General features: G+C 63.4%; 12 protein-coding genes and 3 pseudogenes. 10 read left to right on the top strand and 5 right to left on the bottom strand.

From position 1 onward, the window contains the following. Nucleotides 1-215: 215 nt before the first annotated feature. From K4043_RS00380 to K4043_RS00400, 5 genes and pseudogenes are all read left to right on the top strand, one after another. On the top strand, nucleotides 216-2042 hold the full coding sequence (locus K4043_RS00380) for a monovalent cation:proton antiporter-2 (CPA2) family protein (protein WP_265307791.1): 1827 nt from the start codon (nucleotides 216-218) through the stop codon (nucleotides 2040-2042). 137 nt (nucleotides 2043-2179) lie between these two features. Then, complete coding sequence (gene folD, locus K4043_RS00385; RefSeq protein WP_152150574.1) at nucleotides 2180-3061, top strand: bifunctional methylenetetrahydrofolate dehydrogenase/methenyltetrahydrofolate cyclohydrolase FolD; 882 nt, start codon at nucleotides 2180-2182, stop codon at nucleotides 3059-3061. 268 nt (nucleotides 3062-3329) lie between these two features. Continuing rightward, a complete protein-coding gene (guaB, locus tag K4043_RS00390; RefSeq protein WP_123729717.1) occupies nucleotides 3330-4787 on the top strand; it encodes an IMP dehydrogenase in 1458 nt (485 codons plus the stop codon). A 111-nt stretch (nucleotides 4788-4898) separates the two neighbouring features. Further along, entirely contained in the window at nucleotides 4899-6464 is a 1566-nt protein-coding gene (gene guaA / locus K4043_RS00395; protein WP_265307792.1) for a glutamine-hydrolyzing GMP synthase, read from the top strand. A gap of 309 nt (nucleotides 6465-6773) precedes the next feature. Beyond that, nucleotides 6774-7070: pseudogene (locus K4043_RS00400) on the top strand (Arm DNA-binding domain-containing protein); the annotation flags it as partial. Between the two features lie 117 nt (nucleotides 7071-7187). Here the strand turns inward: K4043_RS00400 and K4043_RS00405 are convergent. Together K4043_RS00405 and K4043_RS00410 are read right to left on the bottom strand one after the other, a co-directional pair. Further along, nucleotides 7188-8087: a hypothetical protein gene (locus K4043_RS00405; RefSeq protein WP_265307793.1), complete on the bottom strand. Its 900-nt coding sequence runs from the start codon at nucleotides 8085-8087 to the stop codon at nucleotides 7188-7190. Between the two features lie 37 nt (nucleotides 8088-8124). Further along, on the bottom strand, nucleotides 8125-8781 hold the full coding sequence (locus K4043_RS00410; RefSeq protein ID WP_265307794.1) for a hypothetical protein: 657 nt from the start codon (nucleotides 8779-8781) through the stop codon (nucleotides 8125-8127). A 654-nt stretch (nucleotides 8782-9435) separates the two neighbouring features. On the opposite strand from K4043_RS00410, the gene K4043_RS00415 reads away from it, so the two are divergent. From K4043_RS00415 to K4043_RS00430, 4 genes and pseudogenes are all read left to right on the top strand, one after another. After that, nucleotides 9436-12591 (top strand): tetratricopeptide repeat protein, encoded by a 3156-nt coding sequence (locus K4043_RS00415; protein WP_265307795.1) that lies wholly within the window; start codon nucleotides 9436-9438, stop codon nucleotides 12589-12591. Nucleotides 12592-12950: 359 nt separating this feature from the next. Continuing rightward, the gene (locus K4043_RS00420) at nucleotides 12951-13748 is read left to right on the top strand and encodes a restriction endonuclease (protein ID WP_265307796.1); all 798 of its coding nucleotides are present in this window, start codon (nucleotides 12951-12953) and stop codon (nucleotides 13746-13748) included. Nucleotides 13749-13826: 78 nt separating this feature from the next. Then, nucleotides 13827-14815, top strand: a pseudogene (locus K4043_RS00425) (DUF3363 domain-containing protein); the annotation flags it as partial. A 102-nt stretch (nucleotides 14816-14917) separates the two neighbouring features. Beyond that, nucleotides 14918-15277, top strand: a complete 360-nt coding sequence (locus tag K4043_RS00430) for a GFA family protein (protein WP_265307797.1) — start codon at nucleotides 14918-14920, stop codon at nucleotides 15275-15277. Between the two features lie 104 nt (nucleotides 15278-15381). Here the strand turns inward: K4043_RS00430 and K4043_RS00435 are convergent, their stop codons facing one another. The 3 genes and pseudogenes from K4043_RS00435 to K4043_RS00445 all read right to left on the bottom strand — a co-directional run bounded on the left by K4043_RS00435 (nucleotide 15382) and on the right by K4043_RS00445 (nucleotide 18459). After that, a complete protein-coding gene (locus tag K4043_RS00435) occupies nucleotides 15382-16065 on the bottom strand; it encodes a hypothetical protein (RefSeq protein ID WP_265307798.1) in 684 nt (227 codons plus the stop codon). A gap of 583 nt (nucleotides 16066-16648) precedes the next feature. Continuing rightward, nucleotides 16649-17003 (bottom strand): annotated as a pseudogene (locus tag K4043_RS00440) (hypothetical protein). A gap of 538 nt (nucleotides 17004-17541) precedes the next feature. Then, nucleotides 17542-18459 carry a LysR family transcriptional regulator gene (locus K4043_RS00445; protein ID WP_265307799.1) on the bottom strand — a complete coding sequence of 306 codons (918 nt, stop codon included), beginning with the start codon at nucleotides 18457-18459 and terminating at the stop codon, nucleotides 17542-17544. Between the two features lie 96 nt (nucleotides 18460-18555). On the opposite strand from K4043_RS00445, the gene K4043_RS00450 reads away from it, so the two are divergent. Beyond that, nucleotides 18556-19437 (top strand): type 1 glutamine amidotransferase domain-containing protein, encoded by an 882-nt coding sequence (locus K4043_RS00450; RefSeq protein WP_265307800.1) that lies wholly within the window; start codon nucleotides 18556-18558, stop codon nucleotides 19435-19437. Nucleotides 19438-19474: the final 37 nt, after the last annotated feature.

Genomic DNA, 19474 nt, shown 5'->3' on the forward strand with positions numbered 1-19474 from the left:
CCATGCGTGGATGCCGTACGCGAGGGGGGCCGGGTGAGGGCAGCCACGCATGGCGTGGCTCTACCGCCGGGATCGGCTGCTATTTCAGGACGATCTGGCATCCGGGCTCAATATCGTTCTGAATTCAGCACGATAAAACGCATCATCCGCGCTACTGCCTTTCAACGCTTTGCCCTATCGTTGACGCATCTTTTGTAGTCCGGGGAAACAACCGCATGGCGGTGGAAGCAGGTGCCAGTGAACTGGTGAAAGTGGTCGCCCTGCTGGGTGCGGCAGTGGTCATGGTGCCGCTGTTCCGCCGGCTCGGGTTGGGCTCGGTGCTGGGCTATTTCGCCGCGGGCCTGGCCATCGGCCCGTTCGGGTTCGGCTGGTTCTCCGATCCACAGGCCATCCTGCATACCGCCGAGCTTGGCGTGGTGATGTTCCTGTTCGTGATCGGCCTGGAGATGCGGCCCTCGCATCTGTGGAGCCTGCGCAACGAGATCTTCGGTCTGGGCACGCTGCAGATCGTGGTCTGCGGCACGGTGCTGACCGGCGTGTGCATGCTGCTCGGCTTCCCGCTGCCGGTAGCCTTCATCGGCGCCGCCGGGTTCGTGCTGACCTCCACCGCTGTGGTGATGCAACTGCTCGCCGAGCGCGGCGACATCGCGCTGCCGACCGGCCAGAAGATCGTCTCGATCCTGCTGTTCGAAGATCTGCTGATCGTGCCGCTGCTGGCGGTGGTGGCGTTCATGGCGCCGGTGCACAGCGATGCCGGCGAGACGTCGCGCTGGGTCACCGTCGGCATCGCCGCCGGTGCGATCGTCGGGCTGGTGCTGGTCGGCCGCTTCCTGCTCAATCCGCTGTTCCGCGTCCTCGCCGCCGCCAAGGCGCGCGAAGTGATGACGGCCGCCGCGCTGCTGGTCGTGCTCGGCGCCGCGCTGCTGATGCAGCTGGGCGGATTGTCGATGGCGATGGGCGCGTTCCTGGCGGGCGTGCTGCTCAGCGAATCCACCTTCCGCCACCAGATCGAAGCGGACATCGAGCCGTTCCGCGGCATCCTGCTCGGCCTGTTCTTCCTCAGCGTCGGCATGGCGCTGGACCTCACCGTCGTCGCCAACAACTGGCCGCTGATCGTCTCCGGCGTGTTCGCGCTGATGCTGGCCAAGGCGGTCTGCATCTACGTGGTCGCGCGCCTCCTCGGCAGTGATCATCGCCAGGCGCTGGACCGCGGTGTGGTGATGGCGCAGGGCGGCGAGTTCGCCTTCGTGCTGTTCTCCGCTGCGGCGGTGGCCGGCGTGATCGATGTGCAGGTCAACGCCAACCTCACCGCGATCGTGGTGCTTTCGATGGCGCTGACGCCGCTGTTCGTGCTGCTGCACGACAAGCTGATGCCGGACCGCGAAGTCTCGCTCGATGGCGTCGAAGAAGCCGACGGTTTGTCCGGCAGCGTGCTGCTGATCGGCTTTGGTCGCTTCGGCCAGGTGGCGAGTCAGTCGCTGCTGGCGCGCGATGTGGATGTGACCATCATCGACAACGACGTGGACATGATCCACAACGCCGAGCGCTTCGGGTTCAAGATCTACTACGGCGACGGTACCCGGCTGGATGTACTGCATGCCTCCGGCGCAGCGACCGCCCGTGCGATCGCGGTGTGCGTCAACAGCGACCAGGATGCCGATCGCATCGTGGAGCTGGTCACCCACCAGTTCCCGCAGGCCAAGCTGCTGGTGCGGTCGTTCGACCGCGAGCATTCGTTGCGCCTGATCCATGCCGGCGTCGATTTCCAGATTCGAGAAACCTTCGAATCCGCACTGCAGTTCGGCCAGGCGGCGCTGATGGAGCTGGGTGCCGATCCGGATGATGCGCGGGAGATCGCCGAGCAGATCCGCGAACGCGACGCCGAACGCTTCGAGCTGGAGATGGCAGGCGGAGACCTGCGCGCCGGTGCGCACATGGTGTTCGGCAGCGCGCTGCCGGGCGTGCCCACGCCGACCCCGTTCACTGCGCCCAAGCGCAAAGCGCGCACGCTCAACGCGGATGAGGTGCCGGAAGAAGAATGAGGCTGGTAGTGCCGGCCGCTGGCCGGCACCCAGGTGGGTCCATCCCACGTGCCGGCCAGCGGCCGGCACTACCGGTGTCCGCCGCCGGCTGAATCGGGGACAATAGACAACCGTCGCCCCCACGCCTGCTGCCCTCGATGAGCTCACCGACTTCCGACACCGCTTCTTCCGCCCGCATTCTCGACGGCCGCCGCATCGCCGAAGACCTGCTGGACAGCCTCAAGGTCCGGGTCGATGCCCGCCTGGCTGCCGGTGGCAGCCGTCCGGGCCTGGCCGTGGTGCTGGTCGGTGGCGACCCGGCCTCGACCGTGTACGTGCGTAACAAGCGCCGCGCGGCCGAGAAAGTGGGTATCGAAGCCTTTGATTACGATCTCCCGGCCGGCACCACCGAGGCCGAGCTGCTGACCCTGATCGATCAGCTCAACGCCGATCCGAAGATTCACGGCATCCTGGTCCAGTTGCCGCTCCCGGGCATTCCGGATGCCAATCGCCTGATCCACCGCATCGACCCGCGCAAGGACGTGGACGGCTTCCACCCGGAAAACGTCGGCCATCTGGCCCTGCGTGAGTTCGGTCTGCGCCCGTGCACACCGCGCGGCATCGTGACCCTGCTGGGTCACACCGACCAGCCGGTGCGCGGTCGCAACGCCACCATCGTCGGCGTCAGCAACCACGTCGGCCGCCCGATGGGGTTGGAGCTGCTGATCGCCGGCTGCACCGTGACCAGCTGCCACAAGTTCACCCCCAAGGACGTGCTGGAGCAGTCGGTGCGCAACGCCGACATCCTGGTGGTCGCCGTCGGGCGCCCGGGCATCGTCCCCGGTGAATGGGTCAAGCCGGGCGCCGTGGTGATCGACGTGGGCATCAACCGCCTGGATGACGGCCGCCTGGTCGGCGATGTCGGCTTCGAGGCCGCCGCCCAGCGCGCCAGCTGGATCACCCCGGTCCCGGGCGGGGTAGGGCCGATGACCGTGGCCACCCTGATGCAGAACACGATCGAGGCAGCCGAGGCGTTTTGACCCGGGTAGTGTCGATCGCTGATCGGCAGCCCGTAAAGCTGCCCTGTAGTGCCGGCCGCTGGCCGGCAACCTCATGGCGTACGGCGGGGCTACATGGGAGCCGGCCAGCGGCCGGCACTACCGCGGGTGGGCTTTGGCGGCATTCTCGGCTGCCTGCCACCGTCCTGAACCGGTCTTTGCCCACGCGACACAGCGTCGCATCCGACCCCTGCCAAAGACGCCCGAATCAGGGTAAAATGTCGCGCTTCCCCACATCTCGGGTATGCCGATGCTGCGCATCCAGGCTGAAGCTCTCACCTACGACGACGTCTCCCTCGTCCCCGCTCATTCCATCATCCTGCCCAAGGATGTCAGTCTGGAAACGCGCCTGACGCGCGACCTGCGGCTGAAGCTTCCGATCCTCTCGGCTGCCATGGATACCGTCACCGAAGCCCGCCTGGCCATCGCCATGGCCCAGCTCGGCGGCATGGGCATCATCCACAAGAATCTGAGCGTCGAGCAGCAGGCTGCCGAAGTGGCCAAGGTCAAGAAGTTCGAGGCCGGCGTCATCCGCGACCCGATCACCGTCGGCCCGGAAACCACCATCCGCGACGTGCTGGCCCTGACCCAGGCGCGCAACATCTCCGGCGTGCCGGTGGTGGACGGCGGCGGCCAGCTGGTCGGCATCGTCACCCACCGTGACATGCGCTTCGAGACCGAGCTGGACGATCCGGTCCGCCACATCATGACCAAGAAGGATCGCCTGATCACGGTCAAGGAAGGCGCGGCCTCGGATGAAGTGCTGCAGCTGCTGCACCGCAACCGCATCGAGAAGATCCTGGTGGTCAACGATGAGTTCGCCCTGCGCGGCCTGATCACCGTCAAGGACATCCAGAAGAACACCGACTACCCGAACGCCGCCAAGGACACCGCCACCCGCCTGCTGGTCGGCGCGGCCGTCGGCGTTGGTGGTGACACCGACCGCCGGGTCGAGGCGCTGGTTGCCGCCGGGGTGGACGTGCTGGTGGTGGACACCGCGCACGGCCACTCGCAGGGCGTGCTGGACCGCGTCAGCTGGGTCAAGAAGCACTTCCCGCAGGTGCAGGTCGTCGGTGGCAACATCTGCACCGGTGAAGCCGCCCTGGCGCTGCTGGACAGCGGCGCGGACGCGGTCAAGGTCGGCATCGGCCCGGGCTCGATCTGCACCACGCGCGTCGTCGCCGGTGTCGGCGTGCCGCAGATCACCGCGATCGACCTGGTCGCCGAGGCGCTGCAGGACCGCATCCCGCTGATCGCCGACGGTGGCATCCGCTACTCGGGCGACATCGGCAAGGCGCTGGCCGCCGGTGCCTCCACCATCATGATCGGTGGCCTGCTGGCCGGTACCGAGGAATCGCCCGGCGAGACCGAGCTGTTCCAGGGCCGCTCCTACAAGAGCTATCGCGGCATGGGCTCGCTGGCCGCGATGGAGAAGGGGTCCAAGGACCGCTACTTCCAGGACGCCTCCAGCGCCGACAAGCTGGTGCCCGAAGGCATCGAAGGCCGCGTGCCGTATCGCGGCCCGGTCGGCGGCATCATCCACCAGCTGATGGGCGGCCTGCGCGCCACCATGGGCTACGTGGGCTGCGGCACCGTCGAAGACATGCGCAGCAAGCCGAAGTTCGTCAAGATCAGCGGCGCCGGCCAACGTGAGAGCCACGTCCACGACGTGCAGATCACCAAAGAGCCGCCGAACTACCGCGCCTGATGCGGCATGAGCAAAGAGGAACGAGGAAGCTGATTCCCGTTCCTCTTTCTCTATCCGCCGCCGGTAACGACGCTGTGTTTCCCGTATTTACTCCTGCATTGCCCGGGCACCATGACCAACATCCATAACGACAAGATCCTCATCCTCGATTTCGGCGCCCAGTACACCCAGCTGATCGCGCGCCGCATCCGCGAGCTCGGCGTGTACTGCGAGATCTGGGCATGGGACCACAACCCGGCCGACATCGCCGCGTTCGGCGCCAAGGGCATCATCCTGTCCGGCGGCCCGGAATCGACCACGCTGCCGGGCGCGCCCGCCGCACCGCAGGAAGTGTTCGACAGCGGCCTGCCGATCTTCGGCATCTGCTACGGCATGCAGACCCTGGCCGCCCAGCTCGGTGGCGCCACCGAAGCGGCCGACCAGCGTGAGTTCGGCCATGCCGAAGTCAATGTTGTGCACCCGGATGCGCTGTTCAAGGGCCTGAGCGACCACGGCGGCGAGCCGAAGTTGAACGTCTGGATGAGCCACGGCGACCACGTCTCCGTCGCGCCCCCGGGCTTCACCGTCACCGCCGTGACCGATCGCATCCCGGTGGCCGCGATGGCCAACGAAGAGAAGCGCTGGTACGGCGTGCAGTTCCACCCGGAAGTGACCCACACCCTGCAGGGCCAGGCGCTGCTGCGCCGCTTCGTGGTGGACGTGTGCGGCTGCGAAACCCTGTGGACCGCCGCCAACATCATCGACGACCAGATCGCCCGTGTGCGCGAGCTGGTGGGCGATGACGAAGTGATCCTGGGCCTGTCCGGCGGCGTCGATTCGTCCGTCGTGGCCGCGCTGCTGCACAAGGCGATCGGCGACAAGCTGACCTGCGTGTTCGTCGATACCGGCCTGCTGCGCTGGCAGGAAGGCGACCAGGTGATGGCGATGTTCGCCGAACACATGGGCGTCAAGGTGATCCGCGTGAATGCCGCGGACCGCTATTTCAGCAAGCTCGAAGGCGTCAGCGATCCGGAAGCCAAGCGCAAGATCATCGGCAACCTGTTCGTGGACATCTTCGATGAAGAATCCACCAAGCTGAAGAACGCCAAGTGGCTGGCACAGGGCACCATCTACCCCGACGTGATCGAGTCGGCCGGCAGCAAGACCGGCAAGGCCCACGTGATCAAGAGCCACCACAACGTCGGCGGCCTGCCCGAGCACATGAAGCTGGGCCTGGTCGAGCCGCTGCGCGAGCTGTTCAAGGACGAAGTGCGTCGCCTCGGCGTCGAACTCGGCCTGCCGCGCAGCATGGTCTACCGCCACCCGTTCCCGGGCCCGGGCCTGGGCGTGCGTATCCTGGGCGAAGTGAAGCGTGAGTACGCCGAACTGCTGGCCAAGGCCGATGCCATCTTCATTGATGAACTGCGCAAGGCCGACCTGTACGACAAGACCAGCCAGGCGTTTGCGGTGTTCCTGCCGGTGAAGTCGGTGGGCGTGGTGGGCGATGCGCGGGCTTATGAGTGGGTGATTGCGCTAAGGGCCGTGGAGACCATCGATTTCATGACGGCGCATTGGGCGCACCTGCCGTATGAGTTCCTGGGCACGGTGAGCAACCGGATCATCAATGAGTTGCGGGGGGTTTCAAGGGTTGTCTATGACATCTCGGGGAAGCCGCCGGCTACCATTGAGTGGGAATGAATTTAGGTCTTTCGAGGACTATCGCTAGCTATCGAAAATATGTCGTAACGCGTTGAATTTGAAGTGAATTCGTTGCGGCACTTATCGGTGACTATCGCTGACCAGCAGAAAAGATTGGCGGTAGAGCTGACGGTAGAAATCGCGGCCAGATTAAGACATTCTCATTCACTACTCAGACTTTTACCGTCTTTGACGGTAAAAGTCTTCTCGGGAAAGCTTGTATTATGGGGCTTCCCAGGCATCAGCAGGTCTCCATGTCCCTGACGGTAAATCCTGACGGTAAATCCGTCAAAGCCGGAGGAAACCTCGATGTTGACCGACACTGCACTGCGCAATCTGAAGCCTAAGCCCAAGATTTATAAGGCTTCAGACCGAGACGGAATATACGTGACGATATCGCCCAGCGGTACCATCACCTTCCGCTACGACTACCGATTCAATGGCCGCCGCGAAACGTTGACCCTCGGCCGCTACGGCTCTGACGGTATTTCGCTGGCGATGGCGTGCGAACTGCTGCTCGATGCCCGCAAGAGCGTTCGGAATGGCATCTCGCCCGCGCTGGAGAAACAACGCGACAAGCGTCGGGTGGTCGCCATCAAGACCTTCAGCGCGGCGATGGATACCTGGCTGGCCAACGCAAGGCTGTCGACCCCACGAGGCGACGGCTGTGCTCCTGTGACCGAGGCTCTAAAAGCGTAGGACTCCCCGATCCTAAGAGGTTGGTCAGCCCACTCCGTAGAACTTGCTCAACGCCGTGGCTAGCACGCCGCCGGCGGTTGCCACGCTGACCTCCCAGCCGCCGGAGGCTGCCAGGGTGACCATCTTGCCAATCCACGCGCTGACTTTGGGTCCAAAGCCTCCTGCCGTGCGTGGCTCGGGATCGTCTCGCACGGCATGCTCAAGTTCCTTGATGTCGGCTTCCCGAACTCCCTTTTCGGCCAGATAACGTGCCAGTGACGAGAAGTCCGACGCAGCGATGTTTTGCGTATTGGTCTGTGATACAGAGCCGCCCTCCACATTGCCTAGGATGCCCTGGAAATTCTCGATACGAATATTGTGGCTACTCATGGCCGTCTTCTTCTCGCTCGCCGAAAATGAAATTCCATCACCCAGTACGCCTTCAGCCTCCAGCGAAAGCGCCCATTCCATGATGCGCGTGCGCACCGTATTGAGAATGGCGATCAGCTTGTTGGGGCCGACCACGCGGAGCGGCCGAAGCTGAGCAAACTCCCCCTGCAGCGACATCAGGAGTCGCTCGGCTTCTGGCTGAAACTGATACGTGATCTCACCGCGCCGGGTCCCGGAAACTAGCTCGCCCAAGGACGCCACGGATTCGGTCACATGAATTCTCGCAACCGAATCGTGTAGATCCTTCGGAAGAATGAAGGGCTGCAATCCGTGATATGGATTGTGAACTCGCAGATCGCCTTGGATGATCCTGTACGCAGGGAGACTTTCCAAGCCAGTCCCGGAATAGCCGTTGAGTTCCGAGAGTATCCACCCGCGGAATTCGGCCAAGTTCAGCTTGGTGGCAACCATCAACGCCTTGCGGAGCAAATCATTGATGTCGTGATTGCTATCGGATGCCAATTCTTGAAGCTGGATGACAATGGGCTGAGTCATGAAGGAGCGCCTTATCAGGAAATAGAACTAACCCGCTCTATGAGCGCTCACGAGCAGAAGTGTGCGTCAATCTCTTCATTTCAGGACTTCGAAGGAGCGCAGGAACTTCGCGCTGGTAGATAACCTCCTTCTCGGCGTCCGCAGCAGTGGTGTCGAGTTCTTCATGAAAACTAAGGTACTCCGAGATATGGACCTCTGCGATCACGGCGTCCAGTTGTTCAAAATCTTCCTCGGACTCAGGGGATGGCACATCGAGGATCAAGTCGATGTCGCCCACTGTCTCGGCGCCGGCGAGATAGCTGCCGAACACATGAACGCGATCGATCGTCATACGCAATTCCGGCCTTGCATTGACTTTTCTGACGGCTTCCAAGAAATTTCCAAGGATCTTCCGCGCGTCGCCTAGGGCCAGACGTTCACGATCCTGTGCGTGGGCCAGCGCCATCCCCTGAGGGGTTGGTGTCCTCTTCGCCTGGTCGACGTAACCGTCAGCGATCAGTACGGCGAGCAGGCCTGCCCCTTGCTCTCTGTCCAAATTCAGTTGCTGCGCCAAAAAATCGTCCGTGATGGTCTTGCGCTCGTAGCGCACCTCGCCATTTACAAATTTGACGGTCTCGATTTCCAAAAAAGCGATGAACGCGTCGCGCACGCGCATGGCCTCAAGCCCGCCGATCAGTTTTCCCCGAATTTCCATTCATCCTTCCCGTCTGGATTCAAGACAATTCTAGCTTCATAGAAGCGCGTCTGCGGGCTCGCGAGTAGCCCCCTTTTGATCATCGCTCCGTGGCGGCGATCGCACCTTGCCGATGGGCGAAGATGGTGGCCCTCGTCTTTCAGCAGTCCGATGACCGCGATGGCAATGGCCTCGCCCTTCAGTAGATCGGCCTAATTGTAGAAAGCTCTACCCATGGTCGGGACGGCCGCTGCGGTGACGGCGTTGGAGCACTTGGCCGCCTTGGTCGAACCCAGCGGGCAAGCTTGCCCGGCCGGAGAGCGCAACAGGGCGGGCTGATGTTGGCCCGCAGTTCCCAACACCTCATCGTGTGCAGGTCTTAGCGGTGTGCCTTGCGGCGGGCTAGAGAACCGTCGCCGCTGACCGGGAGAAGTGGACGGGCTGCCGTTTGTCCGAATCGACTCGTCTTGTGGAAAGAATGCACCCATCATGTCATCGGCGAGGCCGTTCGCACGCGGCGCCGCGCACTAGGGCGTAGGCCTGGTTCCCTTGGCGCTGCGGGAGCGCGAAGCGTGCAATCAGTCGGGTTGCCTCCCTGGACGTTTTGGCACACAAAGGACATAGAAGAAGATGGAGAAGCGGACTCTCGAGAGAGGAGTATCACCTTCGCAGTTCATGCGTCAGATTCGGCCCGAGCAGTATTCAGACTCCACTGCCCGGACAACGCATCGGCTGAAGCCAGAAGTGCTTTCCCATCATCTGGACACCCTCACCGAGCGAAACCAGACCCACGACTTTGAGCTGTTCTGCCGGAAGCTCTGCGAGCGGGCCATCTGCCCCAATCTGAGACCGGCAACGGGGCCCGAGGGCGGCGGCGATAGCAAGGCCGACACCGAGACGTCGCCCGTCGCGGAGGAGATCGGCAAGCTGACGTACGTTGGCTTGGCGAATGGTGGAAGCGAACGCTGGGCGTTCGCTTTCAGCGCCAAGAAGACGTGGGCCGAGAAAGCGCGATCCGACGTGGAGGGAATCGTCTCCACCGGGCGCGGTTACACGCAGATCATCTTCGTGACGTCCAGGGCCGCGCGTGCGAAGGATCGGGCTCGCGTGGAGGATGAGCTTACCCAGAAGTACGGTGTTCGCGTCACCGTCCATGACCGAGCATGGATCCTGACTGAAGTCATCGAAAAGAATCGCCTGGATCTTGCCTACAACTATCTCGGCGTGGGCGATGAAACGAGCGATCTCGATCTCGGGCCCTCGGACTATTCGCGCAAGCGGCAGTTGGAGGACGTGGAGAGGGAACTGGCCGACCCTTCCGTTTTTGACGGAATGGAAATGCAGCGTGCGACGGAGGCGCTCGTCGCGGCCAAGCTGGCTCGGGAACTGGAACTGACGCGCGTGGAGGTGGACGGCCGCTTTATCCGGGCCATTCGCCTGGCGGATGACGGAGGAACCCATCGCCAACAGCTCACTGCGCGCTACGAGGCGCTCTGGACCGCGTTCTGGTGGTTCGACGACATCAAGACCGTCGTGGCGGGGTACGACGACTTCGAAGCACGGGTTCTGGCCGACACCTTTGCGAAGAACCTGGAGATGCTTTGCAACTTGGCGCAGCTGCTGTTCAACGCCGTTACTCATGAACATCTGACGGCGGAGCAGGCGGGGCTCGACACGCGAATTGCGCGTCTAAAGACCCGGCTTGCCGAGTTGGCGAACGATCTTGAGCGGCCCAACAATGCCTTGGAGGCAAAGACTTCACTCCTGACCATCCGCGTGAATGAGGCCATGTTGGCCGAGCAGCCGGATCAGTTGAGTTCGCTCTGGCCGCAGTTTGCCGACGTCGTCGCGCAGGCCGAGGGCTTGGGGGAATACGATGCCGGCCGCCTCACCCGGCTCATCGAGGTGTTCGGCCAGGTCGCTGGGAAGGATCGCGGCTACGGAGATCTGGTCGACCAACTCTCCGCTTTCGTCGGCCGGCGCACAGGGCAGGGTCAAGGCGCGCTGATTCTGCTTAAGCGTGCGCAGCAGCTGGATTTCGACGAGAACATGGAGATGATCCGGCTTCTGGGGAAGGCCGCTCCGATGTTGGCGAAGAAGGAGTATGCGGACGACCGGATCAAGGCGCTCGCGCTTCTCGCCATGGCCTATCGAAGTGCTGGGTTGCTGTGGGCCGCGCGAGCCGCCTGCACCTCGGCCGTAGCGGCGATCTTCATCGAGGCCGACGAGAGAGGCGACCTTCCGCCAAGCATCTTGCCGATGATGATGACCTTCGCATGGGTGGCCGTCGAACTGAAGCACTTTCCTGAAGTGCTGGATGCGATCCAGGTGGTGCGGGGCTGCTTGAGCAGCTTGCCCTTCGACGAGGAGTCCAAGCAGAAAGCCGCTGACCGGTTGAAAGATTTCGACATGATTCTGGGCTGCCAGATCGTCAACCTTGCCTGGGAGGCGATGCCTCGGCTGGAGAGGATTCCCGACGTCCTGGCTGGTCTCGATCTGCACACCAGCCGAGCCGTTCTTCTGTATCGGCTGGGTTACGAGGCGACCTTGCGAGAAGAAGGTTGGATTCCGGCGGAAGAGTCGACGCAGGCGGTGGAGAGCTTCTTCAATCAGCTAGCTGGACAGCCTGCGGGCGATGCGCGTTGGCGACCGGCGATCTTCAATGACGCTCAGGCGCAGGTGCTCGTGGGCTCTGTGCTTGGCGTTCGGATCCATGTGAAGCACGAGCCCACGGAGGTGTCCATCACGGTGGCCGAAGCGATCGCGGGAACGGTGGAGGCCTTCCTCGCGACCGCGTTCGAGATCAACGCCTTTGCCCATGCGGAACGTTTCGATGTGACGGTTGTTGAGGCGGATGTCGATGGGTTCACGGTTTCGGCGGATGCGGACAGAATGATGCTCTCCGTTCAATGGCCTGCCTGGCTGTTCCCAGGGTCGCGTTCTGCATCGAATGAGTTCATCCGGATGCTCCTGGACGTGGCGGCCACCATATTCTCGGCGACCTGTCATGTGAAGAACGTCCAAGACGTGTCTCGGCTCGTCGCTTCGGATGCTGCGATGGATCGCGTTGCGATGATCGGTTCCTTGAGCGTCAGCCGTCAGCGCATCTTCGGCGGCGTGGCGCGTCTGTCTGTCTGGGACAGACACTCTCTAAAGCGATACGAAGCGAAGCCGGATCGCCCAACGGTGCATCCCGTGTCTCCGTCCAGGGAGGCTGCGGAGCTGGGCAGCGAGCGCGGCTTGGAAGACACGAAAGGGCCACGGCTCAGCGACCATCGTCAAGTGAAGGTCCGCTCGGTCATCGACGTGCGCCTGTGGGATCGTGCGAAGTGGTTGGGTGCGGCCTACGAGCGGCTTCACCCAACGGACCCGCCATTCCTGGGGCTGATCTTCGAGGACCGCGACGCCGCAATCGCGATCTTCCAGCGGTGGCGGGACCGGTTTGGGGCCGTGGATGAAAATGAGGAAATCTACATCGGCATTCTTCGCCGGTTCTCCGCCGAGTATCCGACGCACTACGGGATGGTGATAACGTCGAATGTTCCAGTGGATCCCACCGATTCGCCCGTTGCCGTGATGATGGCGCGGTCGCTCATCATGCAGCCCCCGACCGATGTCAATCTGGATCGGTTCCTGAGTTCCTTTGAAAGTGAGGGTTCGTATCTCTTGATTCCGCTTGTGCTGGCACCCGGGCAGCCGCCGGAGCCGATCACGGACCTCTATCTGGTGAAGCGGAGACTGTCCGTCAAAGTCCCGTCCCAGGTCGGAGAACACGACGTTGAAGCCGGCTTCCTGGCATCTCACGGGATGAAGAAAGAGCCGATTCGATAGCCGGCGCAGGATGCCATTCCATCAGGAGGAGCTGTCTCTGCCCCTGGGTCACACCGTTCGCGCACCGCCGCGCGGGCGGGGTGACGGAGCGCTACGCCACGGCGCGCTGCGGCAGATTGTGTGCTTACGTGCCGTCCTCCCGTCGAATTCGCGTCGGACCACGCTCGTGTCGCTCGCACGGCACGATCCTTCCAGCACGCCAGTTCGCCCACTTCATCAGAAAATCGGCGTGAAATCCGACCAACGGTCGGACACGTCCAGGCGCCGTCATGTGATAGTGGAGTCCGTCGACGGAATGCACGTCTTGAAGGCGCAGCGGAGAGCAAGTGGTGAAGCCGGGATCGTCATTGGAAAAGGACGTGCAGTGGGTCTACAGCTACTTGCTCAACATGAAGGACGAAGGCGTCATTGTCGGCAACTCGGTGCGCATGGTCGGAAAGAGCGGACTAGCACACGAGATCGACGTCTACTACGAATTCGCCAGGGCCGGCATCCGCCATCGCGTCGCCATCGAGTGCAAGGATTGGAAGTCGGCTGTCTCCAAGGGACAGGTCCAGGAATTCGAGTCGAAGCTTCGCGACATCGGCAGCATCACCGGCGTGATGGTCTCCCGGCACGGCTATCAGAGCGGCGCGGATGCCTTCGCTCGGCACCACGACATTCTCACGCTGCGCTTTGACGAGCTGCCGAGCTTCGGCACCATCCTGGCGCAGCGCTTGACTGCGGTCGCCTTGCCGGATGAGAGCTACCTCGGCGAGCCGTTCTGGGTGCTCATGGAACTGCGCAACGGCAAGGCGACCGGCTCGCACTTCGCGCCGTTGAATGCCGAGGGGAAGCCCCGCATTCCGCTGCTGTTGTCCAAGTACCACGCGGAGCGATTGCTCGGCATGCTCGAACTGGACCCGACCCGTTGGGGGGCGCGTGGGCTGCCTCGATTTGCCCTGCGGGCGTTTCTGCTGACCTTAGAAGTCTTCGAAAAGCGCGCGGACGGCGCAGCGGAGTTGCTGTTTCTGCCGCCGGATGCGTTGCCGGATGCGAAGTTCATCGCCATTCCCATGTCCAGGGAGGCGCTACGGCGCGAGTACTACGGTGGCGAGATCCCTTCGATCGAGGAGGCCGTCAATCGCCGTCAGGAGTCTGGCGACACTCAGCAGTGAACGTCGTAATCGCAGAGTAATCGACCAGTCCGATCGGCGTCAGCCGGTAGGCGAAAGCGTTCCTTCATTGGGTTTCAAGGGCAAGGGCGTGAACTGTCCATTCTTTCGCCGACGCAGGAGGGGGAGGGCGGCGCGCCTGTCATCGGCCGGGTGGCCGGCAAGGGTCTGACCGACGAGCTGCGCGACCGAGGCTACCTCGTCGTCGATGGCACCGATGGGAAGGCACACTACGTGGTGCTGGGCGCAAGCGACGAGCTGGCGAACTACCCGCCAGGAGCGGTCGTCGAGGTGAAGGGAACCGCGGGTGCGCGCGCGGCTGACCGCTCCATCGCCGCCCTGGCGAGCAACGGCCTCTACAGCACCGAGCATCACCTCTCCGTCGTCCGCGCCAACGCCCCGGCTGGCCGTGAGCCACAGGAGGTCGTTGCCGCTCACGTGCGCCGCCTGGAAGCGCTGCGCCGTGCGGGCATCGTCGAGCGCGTCTCCGAAGGGCTCTGGAAGGTGCCGGACGACCTGCCCGAGTGCGGCCGCCAGTACGATACCCGGCGCCTGGGGGACGCGGCCGTGGAACTGAGATCGCACTTGCCGATCGAGCGGCAGACCCGTGTGCTCGGTGCCACGTGGCTCGATCAGCAGTTGATCGGCGGACGCGCGGTCCTTGGCAATCGAGGCTTCGGCGCCGAGGTCCACGACGCGCTGCGGCAACGCGCCGATTTCCTGGTCGAGCAGGGCTTGGCCCAGAAGAAGGGGCAGCGGCTGGTGCTCGCGCGCAACCTGCTGGCGACCTTGCGGGATCGAGACCTCGCCGACGCCGGGAAGCGCATCGCCCATGAGACCGGCTTGGTGCATCAACCGGTCCCCGAAGGCCTGTCCTGAAGGGGGTTTACCGCCGTAGCGTGCAACTGGCCAGCGGACGCTTCGCGCTGCTTGAGGACGGCTTGGGATTCCGCCTCGTTCCCTGGCGTCCGGTGATAGAGTCGCGGATCGGCCAGGTGCTGGCTGCGACGGTCCGGGGAGCCGGCGTTACCTGGGAGGTGGGGCGTCGACGGGGAATCGGGATTGGCTGAATCAGCGTACGTGTTCGACCCTCAAGGGGTTGGGCCGCCAGGGGCCTAGCGAGTACAGCGATTGTGGCGGCGCGGTTCGCGGGCTTGGTCTGGACTTAGTCGATGGTCGAGCAAGATCCCATGATCGAGCGCGTCGCCACTTGCCGGTGTGGTCAACTTAGGATCGTCTGTCAGGATGATCCGGTTCGGGTATCGGTATGTCATTGCTTCGAGTGCCAGAAGCGCAGTGGCAGCGCGTTTGCCGGCCAGGCTCGCTTTGCGCAAACCCACGCGCAGCCAGCGGGGCAATTCAGCGAGTACTCGTCCAGGGGCGAGAGCGGAGCAACGACGACCTTCCACTTCTGCCCCAACTGCGGCTCCACCGTCTTCTACGCCAGTACGAGATTCCAGGGCTTCGTCGCGGTGGCGGTCGGCGCGTTCGCTGATGCCGACCTCCCTGCGCCGTCCATCTCCCTGTTTTAAGAACGACGACACGGCTGGGCCGTCATTGCCGGCGAGCACATTGAACACTTGGATTAAGCCGCCCGGCAGCTCAACCTTGCAGTACCTTGCAGTGGGTGTGCGTATCACCCTCGGCCCCTCTTATCGGCCAATGGATCGACGACGTGAAGGCGCTGGTCGGCCGGGTCATACGCCATCAACAGCATATTTCCGATCGGTTTCGCTTCCGTTAGCCCCTCTATTTTCGACGGTTCAAGCGTTCCAGCGTGCAGATCGGCCAGGAACTGCAGAAAGGTGTCCTGCGCCGCATTGCATGTCGTCGCGTCGAAGTCATTGCGCATCAGGAGCTTCACGCGGTAGCCGTTCTCCAGATCGGCCATGATCGAATAGAGGATCGAGTATCTCGGGATTTCCGATTCTGCTTTTCCCTCGGTGAAATAGAGTCTTCCCGTTGGAACCCCCTTCCCGGTGAACTTCGCCGAAAGTTTGCCGATGGCCGCCTTCAAAATCGCGTAGTGGTCTTTGCCGGCTTCCTTGAGGAAGGAATCAAAGTAGGCCTTTCCGATGTAGACAATGACTGCGGTAGGGATCATCCACTCCAGAGCCGCATAGGGACCAGGCTGTGGCTTGGCCTGTATCCGGAGATCCAGGCCAGCGGTCTCGAGATCCCGCTCGAACTCGGCAAAGTTGCTTGGATCGATCACATCCAAGTGGAGCAATCCGATCTGCGGTGGTCCTTGCGATTCATCCATGATAGGTCCTTTCGGGAATGCCAGGGGGAAGGCTGATTTCGCGGATGCTCTGTTCATGCCGACCTCCGCGAGAGGTGTAGAAACAATACCGCCGACCGGTGATCCCGTCACTCCCAAGACACTACCTGACAGAGCGTTTGAACGGGTGTCTGGCATTGGGACTGATCGTGGCACAGCAGGAGACTTGCCCCCCGGGATTACGCGCGCCACCGAATCAGACCGGGCACTTGCTACTTCGGTCGTCTTTGGGCCGGGGCCAGGGACATTTCTCGTAGCTCGGCGACCCGGTAAATGAACCACGTTACCGCCGGCGAGGGTTCGGTATTGAGCCGCAGCAGGTACGTCGTCAACATGGGGTGGTGGTCGGCCAAGGGCCTTGCCTCGATACCGTGCTCCCGACAAGCGGTGCACTGCGCAGAAGTTGTTGGAGCGCGTTCAGAACTAATCCATTTCGCGCCCTGACGCGCAGGGAGGATTGACCAATCTGAGACCACACTGCTTGAGCAGACTAGTGCTCGGGGTTTTCAGGTGGACCGACCGGTCTTTCGTAGGCATGGCAACGACCGGTCTTGGCCGGAATCGGATGTTGTTCGATGTGACGCTAGACAAAATCTGCCGTGAGTATGCTCCGTAAAGCAGATCACTCCGGTCTCACCTCGTGGCACGCCCACTCAGCCAACCCTCTGCAAGCCAAAAACAACCCATCCACGACCCCCTCATCCAGATGCCGCTCCGGCTCCGCTGCCACCCGGCAGCGGTCCGCCGAATGCAGCACCTCCAGCACGGTCAGTAGTCCCACCAATGCCCGCTCAGTCCTCGCCAGGCTCACGCGGCGCCCGGGAGAGACGTCGTTCTCCGGCCAGGGCAGTCCATCTGCGCCCTCGCAGCCGCGCATGCGCTTGAGGATGCCGAGGAGGTAGTTCAGGTCGGGCAGGGGGGGCGTCGTTGATGGGCTCAACAACGGTGCACGAAGAGAAGGTGTCGGATTCGTTCATGGCGTCGGCTTCCGTGGCTGTGCTTAACAGCGCCACCGCGTGAGCGGGTGGCGGACGGTGCGGGTTGCAAACCGGGACGCAGAGAAGTGACCGGCGGGCCCGAAGGCCCCTACGCACCGTCCGCCATATAGGCCGACGGATTGCCAGTCGGCACCGCCTCAGGACGGTGCCGACTGGCAAGCGTAATCACTCTGCGTCTCGGGTTTGCACGCCCGGCCACTCGCTTTCAGTGGCGCGCCATGGTGTTTACGCAGCCGCTTCGAATGCCAATAGAAATTCGCGAAGGAATCGCCCAATCCGAGAGCGAAGAACTATTGTTGCACGCACCATTCGTGCAGCACGCGACGCCAGCAGACGCATTCGTGCAGCTGCTCTGTCGATTGCGAATCAAAATGCCGTAATCGCCCATGCCACAGGCGAATAGCGCGACGGCCTTCTTTGCAACAGTTCTTAGTCCGCCTCGCCAAGCAACGGCGCGCGATCAGCTGCATACCCCGAAAACCGGTTCAAAGCCGACACCGTTAGCAAGCTCGCAGCTTCAACCGACGCCAGGCTCAGCAGCATTCCCCACCAGCAACTCAATCATCGCCCGCGCTGCCGCCGACTGCCGCCGATGTGGCGCATAGATCACCGAGAACGGCCGCGATCTCCCCCGCAGCTGCGGCAGCACTTCCACCAGCTGTCCGCGCTGCAATCGCTCGCGCACGATGAACTCATAGCTCTGGCAGATGCCGATGCCCTGTTCGGCCAGCGACACCACACCCAGCACATCGTCGGAGGTCTCGATGGACGAACGCGGCAGCCAGTCCACGTCGCGCCCGTCGCCGCGGAAGATCCAGGGCGCCAGCCGCCCGGTGCGCGGCATCACGAAGGGCAGGCACAGGTGCTGCTGCAGGTCGTCCAGCGTCTGCGGCGTGCCGCGGCGTTGCAGGTAGTCCGGCGCAGCGACCAGCAGCAGCGGCGCGTCCTCCAGCTTACGCGCCACCAGCCCGCTGTCCGGCAGCTGGCCCAGGCGGATGGCCAGGTCGAAGCCTTCGGCCACCAGGTCCACGTTGCGGTTGGTGATATTCAGTTCCACCTGCACCTGCGGGTACTGCTGCGCAAAGCGCGCCAGCACGGGCGGCAGCCGGTAGTGGCCATAGGTGGTGGGCACGCTCAGGCGCACGCGGCCGGCCAGCGCACCGTCCTGGGCCAGTACGTCGCGCTCGGCGTCGTCCAGCAGGCCGAAGGCGGTGCGCACCTGTTCCAGATAGAGCCGCCCGGCGTCGGTCAGGCCCACGCGGCGGGTGGTCCGCTGCAGCAGCTGCCGGCCCAGCCGCGCTTCCAATCGGGTGACCGCGCGGCTCAGCACCGAGGGCGTGGTGGACAGCGCCACCGCGCCGGCCGTGAACGAGCCGTGCTCCACCACCGTCGGGAACACCTCCACGTCGCCCAGGTAGTCGAACTTGCGGCTCATTTGGCTCTCCGGGGAACAGATGTTTTGCGATGGGGCCAATTTATCGCCGCTGGGGGGATGAATAAAGTGGCGGCCATTCCCCGATAGGAGCTCCCCATGAACCTGATGACCCGGCTGGCCGCAGCGCTGGCCTCGACCCTGGCCGCGACCGGCGCGCATGCCGCCAACGTGCTGGTGGTGCTGTCCGACGAAAACCACCTGGACCTGAAGGACGGCAAGGTGCTGTCCACCGGCTTCTATCTCAACGAGCTGATGCAGCCGGTCAAGCTGCTGCTGGACGCGGGCCACGAGGTGACCTTGGCCACGCCGCAGGGGCGGGCGCCGACGGTGGATGCGTCCTCGGTGACGCCGGCGCACTTCGGCAACGATGCCGCGCAGCTGAAACTGCACAAGGAGCTGCTGGAGAAGCTTGCGCTGACCTCGCCGACGGCCTCGCCGGTGGTCAGCCTTGCGCGCGTCGAGCAGCAGGGCTACGCGCGGTTTGATGCGGTCTACATTCCCGGTGGCCACGCGCCGATGCAGGACCTGCTGAAGAGCCCCGCGCTGGGCCGGCTGCTGGCCGACTTCCACCAGCGCAACAAGACCACCGCGCTGGTCTGCCATGGGGCGATCGCGCTGCTGTCGACGCTGCCGGATGCGGGTGGTTTCGTGGCGAAGCTGGAAGCCGGTGCGATGCCGGCTACGCCGAGGTGGATCTACAGCGGCTACCAGATGACGGTGATCAGCAACCAGGAAGAAGAGCAGGCCAAGCCGCTGTTGGGCGGCGGCGAGATGAAGTTCTACCCGCAGACTGCGTTGCAGCGGGCGGGTGCGAAGTTCAGCAGCAACGCTACGCCGTGGACGGGGCATGTGGTGGTGGACCGCGAGCTGATTACCGGTCAGAACCCGGCTTCGGCGCTGGCGGTGGTGCAGCGATTGATTGAGCGGTTGAAGAGCGAAGAGAGCTTGGCGCTGGATTCCAGCAGAGACCAGAAGTAGGGACCTGGCGGGCGGTCCTCACGCCATGTGGCAAAGG

Origin of the sequence: Stenotrophomonas sp. SRS1 (genome assembly GCF_026130205.1) — a bacterium.
In the GTDB taxonomy this organism is placed as follows: domain Bacteria; phylum Pseudomonadota; class Gammaproteobacteria; order Xanthomonadales; family Xanthomonadaceae; genus Stenotrophomonas; species Stenotrophomonas rhizophila_B.

Excerpts from the sequence above, each read along its gene's own strand:
- K4043_RS00380 (WP_265307791.1), top strand. The coding sequence starts at position 216 with ATGGCGGTGGAAGCAGGTGCCAGTGAACTGGTGAAAGTGGTCGCCCTG.
- folD (WP_152150574.1), top strand. The coding sequence starts at position 2,180 with ATGAGCTCACCGACTTCCGACACCGCTTCTTCCGCCCGCATTCTCGAC.
- guaB (WP_123729717.1), top strand. The coding sequence starts at position 3,330 with ATGCTGCGCATCCAGGCTGAAGCTCTCACCTACGACGACGTCTCCCTC.
- guaA (WP_265307792.1), top strand. The coding sequence starts at position 4,899 with ATGACCAACATCCATAACGACAAGATCCTCATCCTCGATTTCGGCGCC.
- K4043_RS00405 (WP_265307793.1), bottom strand. The coding sequence starts at position 8,087 with ATGACTCAGCCCATTGTCATCCAGCTTCAAGAATTGGCATCCGATAGC.
- K4043_RS00410 (WP_265307794.1), bottom strand. The coding sequence starts at position 8,781 with ATGGAAATTCGGGGAAAACTGATCGGCGGGCTTGAGGCCATGCGCGTG.
- K4043_RS00415 (WP_265307795.1), top strand. The coding sequence starts at position 9,436 with ATGCGTCAGATTCGGCCCGAGCAGTATTCAGACTCCACTGCCCGGACA.
- K4043_RS00430 (WP_265307797.1), top strand. The coding sequence starts at position 14,918 with ATGGTCGAGCAAGATCCCATGATCGAGCGCGTCGCCACTTGCCGGTGT.
- K4043_RS00435 (WP_265307798.1), bottom strand. The coding sequence starts at position 16,065 with ATGAACAGAGCATCCGCGAAATCAGCCTTCCCCCTGGCATTCCCGAAA.
- K4043_RS00445 (WP_265307799.1), bottom strand. The coding sequence starts at position 18,459 with ATGAGCCGCAAGTTCGACTACCTGGGCGACGTGGAGGTGTTCCCGACG.
- K4043_RS00450 (WP_265307800.1), top strand. The coding sequence starts at position 18,556 with ATGAACCTGATGACCCGGCTGGCCGCAGCGCTGGCCTCGACCCTGGCC.